This is a genomic window from Streptomyces sp. NPDC002306 (assembly GCF_053593435.1).
In genome coordinates this window covers 22,269-39,456 of record NZ_JBSFCK010000026.1, presented here as the reverse complement: position 1 = coordinate 39,456, position 17,188 = coordinate 22,269, and the positions used below count along the sequence as shown (strand labels likewise).

Below are 17,188 nucleotides of genomic sequence, written 5' to 3'. Positions count from 1 at the left end.
GGTCGAACCGCACGCGGCATGAGGTGTGAATGCGTCGCGCGGCCGTGGATTGCCTGAATACGCTGGGTGAGTTTAGGCATTCAATTCGGTCACACCGTGTTGATGTGGATCTCGCATACCGGTGCAGCCGTACCTTATGAGACTGTTGTGGAGCTCATCGTCTAGGCGAAGTCGGGACGCAAAGTCAAGTGTTGACATGCCCTCCGCTTGTGAATGATGATCATCACTGCCTCACGAAGGCTCCTGATAAGTCCGCCTGACCAACACAACTATGTGACCGGGTAATTGACGCCGATTTCCTCGGCATATATCTCCCGGCTTCCAGTGTGGATTTCTCACCTTGACGGCGTCCACCGCGGCGCCGTCATTTATTGCGCCCAGTTCCTCCCCGGTCCCACCCCGACAGGAAGGCCAGGTCTTGCCGGTGCACCACACCCCCCGCCCCGTTCTCCCCACCCCCACGGTCCGGCCCGCGTCCTTCGCCCAGCAGCGTCTGTGGTTCCTGGCCCAACTCCGTGGTGCGAACGCCGCGTACAACGAGACCCTGGCCTTCGCGCTCACCGGTCCACTCGACCGTCACGCTCTGGCCGGTGCGCTCGACGCGCTGAGCGACCGGCACGAATCCCTGCGGACCCGACTGGTGGCCGAGGCGGGTGTGGTGAGCCAGCACATCGACCCGCCGGGCGCGGGCTTCGGGCTGGTCTTCGAGGACCTCACCGCGGAGGCCGACCCCGACGCGTGCGTGGCATCGCGCCAGTCGCAGGAGGCGGAGGGGGCTTTCGACCTGGAGGCGGGACCGCTCGGCCGTGGCCGCCTGCTGGCCCTGGGGGGTGAGCGGCATGTGATGCTTCTGACGTTCCATCACAGCATTTACGACGGCGCGTCGATGAACGTGATGATGAGGGAACTGGCGGCGCTCTACTCAGGATTGATCGACGGCGATCCGGAGCCGTTGCCCGGACTCGCGGCGCAGTACGCCGATCACGCGGACGCCCAGCGTGAGGCCGTCCTCGGCGGCGCTCTCGCCGCTCAGGAGGAATACTGGAAACGGGCGTTGAGCGACGCGCCGCCCGTGCTGGAGCTGCCCACGGACGGCCCGCGCCCGGCCGAGCAGGACTATCGCGGCGGGCGGGTCGAGTGGGACCTCGACGCCGACGTCACGGCCGCACTCCGGACTCTCGCGCGCGAACACGGAGCGACCCTGTTCGTGGCTGTCCTGACCGGCTGGGCCATGCTGATGTCGCGGCTGTCCGGCCAGGAGGACATCGTTGTCGGAAGTCCGGTCGCGGGCCGGCGAGGACCGGGAGCCGCCGGTCTCATCGGGTTCCTGGTCAACTCACTCCCGCTGCGGATCGATCTGTCCGGTTCACCCAGCGGCTCCGAGGCGCTGACCCGCACCCGCGCCGTCGTCCGGGAGGCCCTGGCCCATCAGGACCTGCCCTTCGAGCGCGTCGTCGAGGCGGTGAACCCGCCCCGCAGCGCCTCCTACACCCCGCTGTTCCAGACCATGCTGGCGTGGGTGCAGGACCGGCGCGACCTGCTGTGCCTGCCCGGGATCGAGGCCCAGCCGCTTCCGATCGTCCACGCTCCGGCCAAGTTCGACCTCGCCCTGTCGGCGACCGAGTCGGACGGCCGGATCATCGGGCACCTGGACTACGCGACCGCCCTCGTCGACCACGCCACCGCCCGACGCTGGGCGGCCCATCTGCGCCACCTGCTCACGGACCTGGCCCGGCATCCGGAGCGCGACGTCCAGGCCCTGGAGCTGATGGACCCGGCCGAGTGCCTCCGGCTGATCCGCCAAGGCGACGCGACCGGGGCAGTCCCCCCGGTCGGGACCGAGGCAGTCACCCCGGTCGCGACCGAGACCTTGACGGCGGACGCGACCGAGCGCATGACAGCGGTCGCGACCAGGGCCATGACGGCGGACGCGAGCGAAGCCATGACGGCCGCCTCCACCGCACCCCACACCACCGCCACCGCCCTCCGTACAGCCGACGGCATCGCCTCCCTCATCGAGGCTCAGGCCCGCCGGCACCCCGCACAGGCAGCGGTCGTCGACCAGGACCGGACGCTCGACTACGCCACGCTCGACCGCCGTGCCAACCGGCTCGCGCACGCCCTCGTCGCCCGCTCGGTGCGGCCCGGCGACGTGGTGGGGCTGCACGCGCGCCGGACCGTCGACCTGGCGGTCGGCGTCCTGGGCATTCTCAAGGCCGGTGCCGTCTACCTCCCCCTCGACCCCGGACAGCCGCGGGAACGCCTCGCCGCCATGGTCGAGGACGCAGTGTGCCCCGTGGTGCTGAGCGACCACGACTCCGGGAACCGTCCCGGGGACTGGCTCGACCTGCGCACCGTGGAGGCCGAAGGAGGGGCGGGCGAACAGCCACCGGCCGACGTGGGCCGGGGGCCCGACCGGACGGCGTATGTCATCTTCACTTCCGGGTCCACGGGACGGCCCAAGGGTGTCGCGGTCGAGCACCGCAGCGTCCTCAACCTCTTCGCGGCCTGGCACGACCGGATGGGCACCGCCCCCGGTGAGGTCGGCTCGGCGTGGTCCAGTATCGGCTTCGACGCCTCGATCCACGAGCTGCTGCTGCCCCTGACCACCGGCGGCGTCCTGCACATCGTTCCCGAGGAACTGCGCGGCGACCCGGACGCCCTGATGGCGTGGATGCGCGCGCACGAGGTGACTCAGGCGTTCCTGCCGCCCGCCTACGTCAAGTGGATCGACGAGGATCCCGCCGAGCGGCTGCGCGGTCTGCCTCTGCGCAAGCTGCTGACCGGGGTCGAGTCCCTGACCGAAGCGGCCCTGCACCGCATGACGGAGCAGTTGCCCGGCCTGCGGATCTGCTTCGGCTACGGCCCCACCGAGGCCACCTTGTACAGCACCGCCTACTACGATCCCCGTCCGTCGGACCGGCCCTGCCCCATCGGGCGCCCGCTGCCCGGTACCCGGCTCTACGTGCTGGACGGCCGGATGCGGCCCGTCCCGCCCGGAGTGGTGGGGGAGGTGTACCTCGGCGGGGCGTCCCTGGCCCGGGGCTACCTCAACCGGCCCGACCTCACCGAGGAACGCTTCCTGCCGGACCCGTTCGTACCCGGCGAACGCGTCTACCGCACCGGCGATCTCGCCCGCTGGGGGCAGGACGGCCAGGCCCACTACGCGGGCCGCGCCGACGACCAGGTGAAACTGCGCGGCTTCCGGATCGAACCCGCCGAGGTCGAGGCGGCGTTCATGGCGTTGCCCGGCGTCCGCGAGGCCGTCGTCCTCGTCGACCGCGACGCGGCCGGGCAGCCCCGGCTGGTGGCCGGGGTGGGCAGGGGTACCGCGCCGGAACGCGCCGCCGACGACTGGCGCACCGCACTCGCGCGCCGGCTGCCCGACTACATGATCCCCGCCGTCGTCCTCGGCCTGGAGTCCCTCCCGCTCAACCGCAGCGGCAAGGTCGACCGCGGTGAGCTGCTGCGGCTCGTGCGGGAGCGGGGCTCGACCCAGGTCAACACGGCCAGCCCCCGGGACCACGTCGAACACGCCCTGTACCGCATCTGGCAGCGCGTCCTGCTCCACCCCGACATCGGTGTGAGCGACAACTTCTTCGACATCGGCGGCACCTCCCTCGCGGCCATCAAGATGGCTCACGAGGTCGGCGAGACCTTCGGACGCCAACTGCCCGTCGCGGAAGTCATGTTGCGTCCCACCATCGAGGCGCTCAGCGCACTGCTGCGCGAGGACGGCATCCACCGCGTGCCCGGCAGCCTCATCGAGTTCCGCCGGGGCACGGGCCCGAGGGTGGTCTGCGTCCACCCCGCCGGCGGCACCGCCTTCTGCTATCTGCCGCTGGCCGCCTTCCTGCCGGAACGGGCCGGGCTCTACGGCATCCAGTCGCCGGGCGTGAACCCTGGCGAGGACGTCCTGCCCACCGTGGAGGCCATGGCCGAGGCGTATGTCCGGCTCCTCGAACCCCTCGGTGAGGGCCCCCTCGTCCTCACCGGACTCTCCTACGGCGGTCTGGTCGCCCACGAGATGGCGCGCGTGCTGAGCCGGTCCGGCCGGCACGACGTGAGTGTCGTCCTGCTCGACACCCAGGCCACCGACGACGCCTCGGCCCGGACGGCGATCACCGCCGTCGACGCGGCGGAGTTCCGCGACAAACTCGTGAGGTTCAACGGGATGTATCCCGGCATCGACGACGCACAGGTAGAGCGCTATTTCCGCCTCTACAACCACAACCGGCTCACCGCCCGCGACCATCTCCCCGCCGTCTCCCCGGCCCGGATCGTCCTCGCCCAGGCCGTGCCCGGTGGCACCGACACCCCCTTCCACGGCGAGGTCCGCGACTTCTGGCGGCGGCGCGCGGAAGGCGAGTTCCGGGTGGAGACGTTGGCCTGTGACCACTGGGAGATCCTGGAAGGCGGCGAGGCCGCCCGCGTCGGCGCCCTGCTCACCGCCGAACTGGCGCACCACGAAAGCGAATCCGCCCTCCCGGCCGACTCCCACGCCGTCGCCGCCTCGGCCCAGGAGGCGTGATGAAGCCCCCGGCCGCCCTCAGCCCGCTCGCCGACGCCGTCCTGTCCCAGGCCCGCCGGACACCCTCCGCGGTGGCCGTCGAGGACGGCTCCCGGACCCTCGACTACGCCGAACTCGACCTGCTCAGCGCGCGGGTGGCGGATCACCTGCGCTCGCGCGGAGTGCGCCCAGGACACGCCGTCGCCGTCGGCCTGCCCCGGTCCTGGCGGCTGATCTGTGTGCTGCTCGGCATCCGCCGCGCCGGAGCCACCGTCGTACCCCTGGACCGGCTCAGTCCGCCGGAACGGCAGCGGCACATCCTGGCGGACTCCGGCGCCGTCCTCGTCGTCCGCGACGACCCGCGCACCCCGGACGAACTGGAAGCCGACCTGCTGCTCGGAGCGGTGGGGCCCGCCGACCGGATCGACTCGGCCGGGCAGGCTCCGGCGTGCGACGGCGACACCGGCACGGGCTTCGTCTTCTACACCTCCGGGAGCACCGGCCGCCCCAAGGGCGTCGAGGTGACCGACGCGGGCGTCCTGCGCCTGGGCCGCCCGGGTTACATCGAGCTGCGGCCCGGCGCCCGCTACGCCTGCCTCTCCAACCCCGCCTTCGACGCCCTCAGCTTCGAGGTGTGGGCCCCGCTCCTGACCGGCGGCTCCTGCGTCGTGCTCGACGACACCCAGGTGCACAGCCCGCGCCGGCTCGCCGACGTACTGCGCGAACGCCGTATCGACACGATGTTCATCACGGTCGCCCTGTTCAACGCGGTCGTCGAGAAGGTGCCCGACTGCTTCGCCGACGTCGGCCAGGTCCTCGTCGGCGGCGAACAGCTCAACGTCCCCCTGATACGCCGCTGGTACGACGCCAACCCCGGCTCCCGGACGGTCCTGCACAACGTGTACGGGCCGACGGAGGCGACCACGTTCGCCCTGTGCCACCCGATCCCGCGGAACTTCACCGGCGACACGATCCCCATCGGCACCGCGCTGCCGGGCACCGGCCTGCTCACACGCACCGAGGACGACCGCACCGCCGAGCCGGGTGAGGTAGCCGAACTGCTGCTGTCCGGACCGGCGTTGGCGCGCGGCTACCACAACCTGCCGGAGCGGACCGCGCGGAGCTTCGTCGAGCTGCCCGACGCGAGCGGCGGCCCGAGCCGCTGGTACCGCACCGGCGACCTGGTCCGCCAGGACGCCGAGGGCCGCGTGACCTACGTCGGGCGGGCCGACCGGCAGGTCAAGGTGCGCGGGTTCCGTATCGAACCGGGCGAGGTCGAACGGCAGCTCCTGGCCCATCCGGCCGTCCGCCGGGCCCACGTGTGCACCCGGCGTGACACGGCGGACCGCAACGAACTGCTGGCCTTCCTCGTGCTGGGCGACGACCTTGCGTACGACGCCTACGAACGCCACCTCGCGGCCGCCCTGCCGGCCTACATGCGCCCGCACCACACCCACCTCGTCGCCGAACTCCCGCTGACCGCCAACGGCAAGGTCGACCAGACGGCCCTGCTGCGTGACGCCGGCCCGCCGTGGCGCGGTACGCGCGTGGACGAGGCGCACGTCAGCGCCGAGCAGCGGCCCGTGCTGGACATCGCCGAACGGATCCTCGCCGTCGAGGGCCTGCGCCCCGACGACCGCTGGATACCGAGTGGTGGCGACTCTCTGAAGGCGCTGCGGTTCCGCTTCGAGATCCTCGACCGTTTCGGTGTCGACCTGCCACAGGAGAGCGTCCTGCGGGCCGACTTCGCCGCCCTCGCGGCCGCCGTGCACGCCCCGGACGCCGGCGCGGGCGAGCACCCGCCCCTGCCGGCCGCGCTCGACGGCCCGACCGCGCCGGCCACCGGCGAGCAGGAACGCCTCTGGCTCCTGCACCAGCGCGACCCCGAGGACCGCGCCTACGACGTACCACTCGTCTTCCACATCGAGGGAGCCGTCGACCCGCAGGCCTTGCACCGCGCGGTCCGCACGCTGGTCGAGCGCCATCCCGCCCTGCGCACCCGCCTGGTGCCCACCCCGGACGGCCTGCTCCAGCGGACCGAGGAGCCCTACGACCCCTGGCAGCGGCTGGACGCGCGGACGGACGAGCGGTGGCAGGACACCGCGGACCGCTTCTTCGGCCACCGCTTCGACCTCACCGGCCCCCGGATGCTGCGGGCCGCATGGACCGAGCGGCCCGACGGCGGCCTCCTCCTGCTGCACCTGCACCACGTCGCCGTGGACGGCTGGTCCCTCAACCTCCTCTTCCGCGACCTCACCGACGCCTACAGCGGCGCGGACCAGGCCCCCGTGCCCGCCGTCACCCCCTTCGACTTCGCCCGCTGGCAGCGGACCTGGCACACCAGCCCGGCCTACGACCGCCACCGCGCGCGCCTGCTGTCCCACTACGGCCGCGAGGACGAACCGTCACCCGCCTCGCCGATCCCGGACCGCGAGGACCGCCCCCGGGCGAGGCTGCTGCGCACCTCCCTCGACCTGGTGCGCCGTGCCGCGCTGGACCGCCGCGCCGCGGAACTCGGCCTGACCAGGTTCCAGCTCCTGGTGTCCGCGTTCGCCGCGAGCGTGTACGGAGTGACCGGACAGAACCGGCCCCTCATCGCCGCCCCCGTGGCGAACCGGCCCAGGCCCGAATTCGCGGACACCGTCGGCATGTTCGCCAACACCGTCCTCCTCGACCTCGCCGTACGCCCGCACGACTCCCTGACGGATCACCTCGCCGCGCACGCCGACGCCGTACGCACCGTCCTGGCGGGACAGGAGGTCGCACTCGCCGACGTCCTGGCGGCCCCGGCGCTCCGCGAGCGCTCCCCGCTGTTCGACTACCTGTTCGTCCTGGAGAACACCGAGTTCTCGACGCTGCGCCTGGACGGCTGCCGGACACGAACGCGCTGGCCCGAACCGCTGGGCGCCAAGTGCGCCTTGACCCTGTCCGTCGTCGAGCACGAGTCCGGCTTCGACTGCCTGTGGGAGTACCGGGACGACATCGGCGCCGAGCGCGCGGAAGCGGCGGGACGTCTCTTCCGCCACGCCCTCGACCGTCTGACCACGGACCCCGACGTCACCGTGCGCGACCTGGTGGCCCCCTACCGCCGGTCCCTGCCCGACACCGGCAGGGGATCCACCCCGGAACCCGACTTCCCCACCGTCGCCGAGGGCTTCGCCCGGCAGGCGGCCCGTACGCCCGACGCCCCGGCCGTCACCGACGGAGCGTCCACGCTCACGTACGCCGAACTCGACGCCCAGGCCGACGAACTGGCCTCCGCCCTGCGCGCCCGCGTGCCGGCGGATCCCGCCGCGCCGGCGACGGTGGCGCTGTACCTCCAGCCCTCCGTCGAACACGTCGTCGCCCTCCTGGCGGCGGCCCGCCTCAACGTGACCGTCGTCCCCCTCGACCCGGCCTACCCGCCGTCCCTGCTGCGTCACGTGCTCGACCAGGCCGCCCCGCTCTGTGTCCTGGTCGCCCCCGCCGACCTCGACGTCCTCGACACTCTCGCGCCCCGGTCCCTGCCCCGGCACCCGGTCACCCTGACCGACGACCCCCGATCCACACCCGTGCCGCACCGGCATCGCGGACAGCGCCCGCTCTACACCCTGTTCACCTCCGGCTCCACCGGCACCCCCAAAGGCGTCCAGGTCCCCGACCGGACCCTGTGCAACCTGCTGACCTGGCAACGTACCGAGGGCGGCCTCGAAGGCGGGGCCGTCACCCAGCAGTTCTCCATGCTGTCCTTCGACGTCTCCTTCCAGGAGATCCTCACCACCCTGTGCTCCGGCGGCCTGCTGCGCCTGGTGAACCCCGCCTGGCGCCAGGACGTGCCGGCCCTGCTGGAACAGCTGGAGACCGGGGGAGCGGAACGGATCTTCCTGCCGTACGTGGCCCTGCAGCTGCTCGCCGAACACGGTGTGCGTACGGCGCGCTTCCCGTCCCGGCTGCGCGAAGTGGTCACGGCTGGGGAGCAGTTGGTGTGCACCGACGCCATCCGCCGCTGGTTCGCCGCCCTGCCGGACGCGCGGCTGTTCAATCACTACGGACCCACCGAGACCCATGTCGTCAGCGCCCTGTGCCTCGAAGGGGACCCCGCCGCCTGGCCGTCGCGCCCCGCCATCGGACGGCCCGTGTCGCACGCCGTGCTGCGCGTGGTCGACGAGGACGGCCTGCCCGTCCCGCCCGATGTCACCGGGCACCTGCTGATCGGCGGCCCGATGGCCGGACGCTGCTACCTCGGCGCGGCCGCCGCCGCGCACCACGACCGGTTCCTCGACGACCCCGACCTCGGCGTCCTCTACCGCACCGGCGACCGGGCCCGCTTCGACCGGCAGGGCCTGCTGCACTACGCGGGCCGCGACGACAGTCAGGTCAAACTCGGCGGTCACCGGCTGGAGTTGGGACAGGTCGAGGCCGCGCTGCTGGAGTACCCCGGCGTGGCCAACGCCATCGCGCAGGTCCACGACGGCCGACTCGTGGCCGCCCTCCAGTACCCGGGCGATGACCCCGACCCCGCGGAACTCACCCGCCACCTCGCCCGTCTGCTGCCCGCGTACGTGCGCGTCAGCCGCTTCCGCCGCCTGACCGACCTGCCGCGCACGCCCAGCGGCAAGCTGGACCGGCGGGCGGCCCTCACCGCCCCCGGCCACGAACTGCGCTCGCCCGGCGACCAGTCCGCGGACCTCACCCCGCTCCAACGACGGCTGACCGACCTCTTCGAGACCGTGACCGGCAAACCGGTCGCCGTGGACCAGAGGTTCTTCGACGCCGGGGCCACCAGCCTGGACCTGATGCGCTTCCACCTGCGCTGCGCCGGAGAGGGCGATCTCCCCTTCGGCGTACCGGACTTGTTCGAGCACGTCACCCCGCGCGCCCTGGCCCGCCTGCTCGACGCGGGTGACGAGGACGACCGGCCGGCACCGCAGGCCCCGGGGGAGCGGTCCGAGGAGCCCGTTGCCGTCATCGGCATGGCCGTACGCCTCCCGGGCGCCGCCGACCTCGCCGCCTTCTGGGACCTGGTCACCAGCGGCCGGCGCGGCATCGAGCACTTCGCCGCCACCGACGACCGGGTCGGCGCGCGCAGCCAGATGGACGGCCTGCTCGCCTTCGACCCCGGCCGCTTCAGGATCAGCCCGCAGGAAGCACGACTGATGGACCCCCAGCAACGCCACCTCCTGATGAACTGCGTCGAGGCGCTGGCCCACGCCGGACTCGGCGACCCGGCGGCCCACCGGATCGGACTCATCGCCTCCTGCGGAGAGAACACCTACTTCCAGCACATGCTGCGCGAGGGCGACCCGGACGCCCTGCCCGACGCCTTCCGGCTCGCCCTGCACCACGAGAAGGACTTCCTCGCCACCAAGGCCGCCTACCACCTCGGACTCACCGGCCCCGCTCTCACGGTCCAGTCGGCATGCTCCAGTTCGCTCGCCGGTGTCCACGTCGCCGCCGGGATGCTGCGCCAGGGCGACGCCGACGTGATGCTCGTCGGCGGTGTCCTCGTCGACACCGCGCTGACCGACGGCTACACCTACCGCCCGCAGCACATCTTCTCCCCGGACGGCCACTGCCGGCCCTTCAGCGCGGACGCCGAGGGCACCGTCGGAGCCAGCGGCACCGGCGTGGTCGTCCTCAAACCGCTCGCCGCGGCCCGCCGCGACGGCGACACCGTGTACGCCGTCATCACGGGCTCGGGCCTCAACAACGACGGCTCCGAAAAGCTCGGTTACAGCGCTCCCGCCCTCGCCGGGCAGCGGGCCGCGATCCGGGCGGCCCTGAGCCGCAGCGGCCGCGAGGGCACCGACCTCGCGTATGTCGAGGCCCACGGCACCGGCACCCGGCTCGGGGACCCGGTGGAGGCAGCCGCCCTGCGGCAGGCGTACGGCCTGGCGGACGACGCGCGCGTGGCGCTGTCCTCCGTGAAGAGCCAGATCGGCCACCTGGGCGCCGCCGCGGGCGTCGTCGGCCTGGTGCGGGCCGTGCTCGCCGTGCACCACGGGATCATCCCGCCCACCGCGGACTTCGACCGGCTCAACCCCGAGATCGAGGACGGGCCGTTCCGTATTCCGGTCACCGCCGAACCCTGGCCGCGGGGCGCGTCGAGGGTCGCCGCCGTGAGCAGCTTCGGTATCGGCGGGACCAACGCCCACCTGCTGCTGGAACATGCGGAGCCGCCACCCGGCCCGGCCGCCGCCGAGCCGGTGCCGTGCCTGGTGCTGTCCGGCGCTTCCGAGTCCGCCGTGCGTGCGGACGGACGCCGTATCGCCGCCTATCTGCGAGCGCGTCCCGCCGCCTACCCGCAGGTCCTGCGCCACCTCCAGGCGGGGCGGCCGTCACTCGGCCACCGCGCGGCGGCGCACTGCCCCGACGTCGACTCCGCCGTCGCCTGGCTCGACGCGCTCCCCGAGGTCACGGCACCGCACCCGGCGAAGCGCCACCCCGCGCACGACGGCGACCCGGGCGCACTCGCGCGGGCCTGGACGGCCGGCGACACCCTCGTCTGGCCCGCCGGGCCCGCCCCCGCACCCTGGGACTTCCCGCCGCCCGCCTTCGACACGGCGGAGTACGACTTCCCCCGGACACCCGGCGGATCCGAGGCCGAACCGGCGGCCGCCGCACCGGGTCCCCGGCGGCTGCCCGCCGGCCAGTGGCTACACCAGCCGGTGTGGACTCGGCTGCGCCGGGCCCGCACCGGTGCACATCAGCCCCGGCGCACCGCCGTGGTGGTCACCGCACCGGACGCGGACGCCGAGTCGTGGCGGTTCCTGGAGCGCCACTACGCCCGGGTGGTGACCGTTCGCGCGGGTACCACCCTCACCCGTCGGGACGAGGACCGCTACGAGGCCGACCCCGCCGACCCGGGGCAGCTCGCCGCCCTGCTGGACCAGGTCGCCGGGGACGACCGATCCGGCGTCGACTGGCTGCACGCGCTGCCGCTGACCCTGGACGACGGCGCCGACGAAGCCGCCCTGGAAACCGCCCAGTGGGCCTGCCTCGACACGGTCGCCGCCCTCGCCCGCGCCCTGGCCGGCACCCCGGAGACGGACCGGCCGCGCGCCTGGCTGCTGTCCCACGGGGCGCAGCCGGTCACCGGCGCCGTCCGCACTCCTGTCGCCGGGCTGCTGGGCGCCGCGCTCCAGGTTCCCCGGCAGGAACTGGGCGTGCTTCTGCGCTGGGCCGACCTTCCGGGTCCCCGCCCGGCCCACTGGGCCGCCCATCTGCCCGACCTGCTGCTCGACGACGCTCCCGCCGAACCGGCGAGCGCGCTGCGCGACGGCTTCTGGTGGCACCGGACCGTCCAGCCCGTCCCCGCCCCCGAAACCCCGCGGGACGCCGTACGAGCGGTGGCCCCCGGAACCCACCTGGTGCTCGGCGGAACCGGCGGCATCGGCGGCACCCTGGCCGCCCGCCTCCTGGAGCACCCCGGCAACCGCGTGGTCCTCCTCGCCCGGGGGACCGAGACCCCGGCCGTGCCGGGAGCACACCCGGGCCGCGTCACGCTCGTGACGGCCGACCTGTCCACCGACGACCTGGACATGATCGCGGACCGGCTGGCCCCGCACCTGGACGGTCTCGCCGGCATCGTGCACGCCGTGGGCACCCCCGCCGGCGGGCTCCTCGCCCACCGCGACCCCGCCACCGCCCGCCACGCGACGACCGCCAAACTGCGCGGCGCCCTGCTCGTGGAGCGGCTCATCGCCGAGCACGACCCCGACTACGCGGCCTACTGCTCGTCCATGGCGGCCGGCTACGGCGGAGTCGGACAGTTCGACTACGCGGCCGCCAACGCCTGCCTCGACGCGTACGCCCACTACGCGCCGCCCGCCGGCGAGGACGCCACCGTACGCATGACCATCGGCTGGGACGCCTGGCGTGAGGTGGGCATGGCGCAGCGGGTGCTCAGCGCCGACATCCGCCATCAGCACCATCTCGCGGTGGCCCTCACTCCCGAGGACGGCGCGGCGGTCTTCGAGCAGGCACTGCGGCTGCAACTGCCCCATCTGCTGGTCAACACGACACCCCTCGCCCAGGCGCACTACTTCTACGAATCGACAACCGTCCCTCGGCCCGTTTCCGCCGCGCGACCCGGCCTCGTCCCATCGCCCAGTCCCGCCCCACGCTCCGTCCCCGCGCCACGGCTCGCCCCCGCGTACGACGACCCCGGGTACGAAGACCCCGCGTACGACGCTCCCGCGTACGACGACCCCGCCGTCGGACTCACCGAAGTCCTGGTCGGCCTCCTGGGCGTCGACGACCTCGACCCGCAGGCCGCGCTCTACGACCTGGGCGCCGACTCGCTCACCCTGCTGGAGCTCCTCGACGAGGTGAAACGCCGCTACGGCACCGACGTCGAACTGTCCCGCCTGAGTCACCGGGTGAGCCTCGCCGAGATCCTCGGCCACCTGGAGACCGGCGCGCGGGCGTCCGCCGCCGTGGACGTCGAGGTCTGGCAGCGCGGGACCGGCCGGGACGTACTGTGCCTGGTCCACCCCGTCGGCGGCGACATCCAGGCCTACCGGCCCCTCGTGGCCGCCCTGCCCGGCGAGCCGACGGTCTGCCTGATCGCCGACCCGAGGCTGCGCGACCCCGGACTGCCCGCCCGGTCCATCGCCGAGCGCGCCGCGCACTACCTGGACGCCCTGCGCGCCGCCTTCCCCGAACCCGACCGCCGACTACGGCTGGCAGGCTGGTCGTTCGGGGCCTGGACCGCCCTGTCGATGGCCGCGCTCGCCGAGGCCGACGGCCAGCCCGCCGACGGGCTGTACCTGCTCGACCCGCCACCACCCGGCGCGGGAAGGCGGCTCGCCGCCTACGACGAACGACAGGTGGACGCCGTGTTCGCCCGAGAGCTGAACGGCAACACCGCCGAACGGCTGCCGGAGTCCGGCCGTGCCTACGCCGAACGCCTCGCGCGCTGCTGCCGCACCAACCTCGCCGCCATGGCCGAGCACCGGCTGCCCCGGCTCGCCCTGACCCCCACCACCGTCTGGCTCGCCGAACGCCCCGTGGAGGAAGGCCTCCTGGCCCCGGAGCCGACCGCGCCCGACGCGTGGGACGCGCACCTGCCCCGGCCACTGCGCGTCCACCACGTCGACGCCACGCACTACGAACTCGTCGCGGAGCCACACGTCCGTGCCATCGCCGCCACCCTCGCGCCGGCTCCGGCGGAGGCGCACACCGTCCTGTCCCAGCCCGCGGGCCGGTCCTGAGGAGGCCACCGTGCAGCACCCCTACACCAGCCTGCCCGCGCGGTCCTTCTGGCGTACCGCCGTCGCCGAACCCGACCCGCTCGCGATCAGCGACCTGTGGACACCGAAGTTCACCCTCGGCCAGGACGATCCCGTCGTCACCGCCGGATCCTGCTTCGCCGCCCACATCGGCCGCGCCCTTCTGGAGGAGGGCATGCACTGGTACGACGCCGAACCGGCACCACCGGGCCTGACCCGCGCCGAGCGGTCGGCACGCGGCTACCGCCGCTTCTCCTTCCGTACCGGGAACATCTACACCGCCGCCGCGCTGCGCCAGTGGGTCGCCTGGGCGCTCGGCGAGGAGAAGCCGCCCGAGGAGGCGTGGGAGGAGGACGGCGTCTTCCACGACCCCTACCGGCCCGCCCTCGAACCGGACGGCTTCGCCTCCCACGACGAACTGCTGCGCTCGCGCGAGATCACCCTCGCGGCCATCCGCACCGCTCTCGCCAAGGCCGACGTCCTCGTCTTCACCCTCGGCCTGACCGAGGCCTGGCACGACACGCGGACCGGCACGGTACTGCCGACGTGCCCCGGGACCGTGCGCGGCACCTTCGATCCCGCCCGGCACGTCCTGCAGCAGCACACGGTGGCGCGGGTCCACCGCGACCTGACCGACCTGCTCGCCCTGGCCCGCGGTGTCAACCCCGGGCTGCGCACCGTCCTGACCGTCTCCCCGGTGCCGCTCACGGCCACCGCCACCGGCCGTCACGCCCTCGTCGCGACCACCCATTCCAAGTCCGTCCTGCGCGCGGCGGCCGGCCAGCTCGCCGACGAGGCGGACCACGTCGACTACTTCCCGTCGTACGAGATCGTCACGGGCTTCCCGTACCGGGCGCGCTTCTACGAACCCAACCTCCGCACGGTCCGTCCTGACGGAGTGGCCTTCGTGATGCGGCACTTCTTCCAGGCCCTCCAGGGCCGGACCGACCCGGCGCGCCCCGCGCCCGGACCAGCCATCCCTGTCGTCGGCGGAGAGGACCACTGGTGTGACGACGCCGTGCTCGACTACTACAGCCCCCGCTCGGTTCCTTCTGCTGGGTGACTCCCACGCCGGCTGCGTCGGACAGGCCGCCCAGGCCGCCGACCTGTCCTTCGTGGGCGGCCCGGTGGGCTCGGGACGGGACTTCCTGGGTCCCTTCTTCGACGCCGACGGCACCGGCCTCGCCTTCCGGGAGGCCGGGGCGCAGCGGCTGTACCGGGAGTTCCTCGACACGCTCGACGTGGGCGCGCTCGCCGGGCTGCCGGTACCGCTGGTGTGCACGTTCGGGCTGAGTGCCCACACGGTGGCCACCCGTCAGAACTGGGACGTCCACCGCGACCGGCACGGCATCGTCCCGGACGGGTTCCTGCGCGGGCCACTCTTCGCCGACCTGGTGCGGGCGACCGTCCGGGGCGCGCTCGCCTTCTACGACCACACCGCCGCGCTCGGACTGCGCGTCGTGGCCCCGCTGCCGCCCCAACGCGTGCCCGGCATGTCCGACCCACGCGTCTTCTTCGCGGCGCAGGACGTCATCGTGGCCGAACTCGCCTCGCGGAACGTCGAGATCGTCGACCTGCGGGCCCGCGTCACCGACGGCACGGGACGGCAGCGTCCGGCCTTCTGCCAGGTGGACGACACGATCCACGGCAACCTCGCGTTCGGCCGTCTCGTCGTGTCCGAACTCCTCGACCGGGGCCTGTGACCCCTGCCCGCACACCGACGCGCCACCGCTCCCACCGTTTCCACAGCTCCCACCTCTCCCACCGATGTCATGGAGGTCCCTCATGGAGGACTACGCACTGCGGGCCGTCGAACGGCTCACCACCCGGCCGGCCGAGCCCTACGACACCCTCTCCGTAGCCCCGATCACCCCGCTGCTCGGTGCGGAGGTCACCGGCCTCGACCTGTCCCAGGAGCTGTCGCCCCAGCAGGAGAAGGAACTCACGCACGCGTTCCACACCCATCACGTCCTGGTCTTCCGCGACCAGGACATCACCCCCGAGGAACACAAGCGGTTCGCGCGAACCTTCGGCGAACTGCACCCCGTCGCCCTCGCGCCCGAGGGATCCGACCCGCACATCCTGGAGATCAAGGCGACCAAGGAGTCCCGCGCGGTCGCCGGCAACGGCTGGCACGCCGACGGGACCGCCGACGCCGAACCCTCCCTCGGCTCGATGCTGTACATCACCACCGTCCCCGAGGGCGGCAGCGGCGGCGACACCCTGTTCGCCAACATGCACCTCGCCTACGAGCTGCTCTCACCCGCCATGCGCGGCTTCCTGGACGGCCTGACCGCTCTGCACGACGGAGCCCTGCCGTGGACCGCCGCCGGAATGACCCCGCCGCCCGAGTACGACGTGCCGCGCACCGAACAGCCCGTCGTCGCCCGGCATCCGGAGACCGACCGCAAGCTGCTGTTCGTCAACGCCCCCTACACCTCGCACATCACCCAGCTGTCCCGCGCCGAGAGCGACGCCCTGCTCGGCATGCTGTACGCGCACATCGCCCGTACCCCGCTGCTGCACTGCCGGGTCCGCTGGGAGGAGCGCACCCTGGTGCTCTGGGACAACCGCAGCGTCCAGCACCACGCCGTGTGGGACTACTTCCCGCACACGAGGGAGGGCCGCCGCGTGGCCGTCAACGGCACCCGCCTGTACGCCTGATCCAGCTCGCCGACGCAAGGGAAGGTGCTCCATGACCACGACCGCCGCCTCGGACGCGTTCCTCGCCGCGCTGCGGTCACCGGCCGCCGAACCGCCCACGGCGGCCGTGGCCGGGGCGTCCTCGCCGGCCTGGCTGTGGCATGTCGCTGTCGCGCTGCACGAGCTACTGCCGAGGGACAGCGCGGACGGCTGGGCGGCCCGGCTGCACGGGCTCCTCGTCGAAGGACCGCGCGCGACCGGTCTGCACGCGGTCCATGTCTGGCACGCCGACACGATCGTGCCACTCCTCGCGCGGGCGGCTCGCGACGAGGACTCCGGTGTGATCACCGCCCTGGGAGACCTGCATCGTGCGGCGGCGCAGGGCAGGCCGGTCGCGCGCGACACCTGGAGGACGGTGCTGGGCCCGGCGCTGCTCCGCCTGTACGACGCGGCCTACGACCGGGCGAGCGCGTACGCCGAGGCCCACACGAGCGCCCGCGACTACGCGCTGGCCAACGACTTCGCCCCGGCCGAGGCCGACACCTACGGTCATGAGTACGCGCGGCTGAGCAGCGAGGCGAACGCGCGGGCCTTCGCCGAGGCCCACGCGGAGGCGCTCGGCGACGCGCTGTCCCGCGCGTACGTGACGGAGGAGAGGGACGTGAGGGAGGGGTGTGCGGCGTACGCCGACACGTACCCCGGTGCGCAGTTGCGTGCCGTCGTCCGGGCCACGACGACACGGGACGACCCGACTGCGTCCGTACGCCTGGCCGAGGGGCTTCTTGTGGCGCTGGCGGCGCCTCGGCCGTAGGGGCGGGTGCGG

At 73.2% G+C, this 17,188-nt stretch carries 6 protein-coding genes; all 6 read left to right on the top strand.

The window, feature by feature from the left end; genetic code table 11:
* The first annotated feature begins 418 nt into the window (after nucleotides 1-418).
* Nucleotides 419-4,531: a non-ribosomal peptide synthetase gene (locus tag ACWCQK_RS32350; protein ID WP_451161084.1), complete on the top strand. Its 4,113-nt coding sequence runs from the start codon at nucleotides 419-421 to the stop codon at nucleotides 4,529-4,531.
* Nucleotides 4,531-13,704, top strand: a complete 9,174-nt coding sequence (locus tag ACWCQK_RS32345) for an amino acid adenylation domain-containing protein (RefSeq protein ID WP_451161082.1) — start codon at nucleotides 4,531-4,533, stop codon at nucleotides 13,702-13,704. Before ACWCQK_RS32350 ends, ACWCQK_RS32345 begins: the two co-directional genes overlap by 1 nt.
* Nucleotides 13,705-13,714: 10 nt before the next feature.
* Nucleotides 13,715-14,785 carry a GSCFA domain-containing protein gene (locus ACWCQK_RS32340; RefSeq protein ID WP_451161080.1) on the top strand — a complete coding sequence of 357 codons (1,071 nt, stop codon included), beginning with the start codon at nucleotides 13,715-13,717 and terminating at the stop codon, nucleotides 14,783-14,785.
* On the top strand, nucleotides 14,730-15,425 hold the full coding sequence (locus tag ACWCQK_RS32335; protein ID WP_451161078.1) for a hypothetical protein: 696 nt from the start codon (nucleotides 14,730-14,732) through the stop codon (nucleotides 15,423-15,425). Before ACWCQK_RS32340 ends, ACWCQK_RS32335 begins: the two co-directional genes overlap by 56 nt.
* A gap of 82 nt (nucleotides 15,426-15,507) precedes the next feature.
* Complete coding sequence (locus tag ACWCQK_RS32330) at nucleotides 15,508-16,386, top strand: TauD/TfdA dioxygenase family protein (protein WP_451161076.1); 879 nt, start codon at nucleotides 15,508-15,510, stop codon at nucleotides 16,384-16,386.
* Between the two features lie 31 nt (nucleotides 16,387-16,417).
* Nucleotides 16,418-17,176, top strand: coding sequence for a hypothetical protein (locus tag ACWCQK_RS32325; protein ID WP_451161074.1), 759 nt, complete (start codon nucleotides 16,418-16,420; stop codon nucleotides 17,174-17,176).
* The last annotated feature ends 12 nt before the right edge of the window (nucleotides 17,177-17,188 follow it).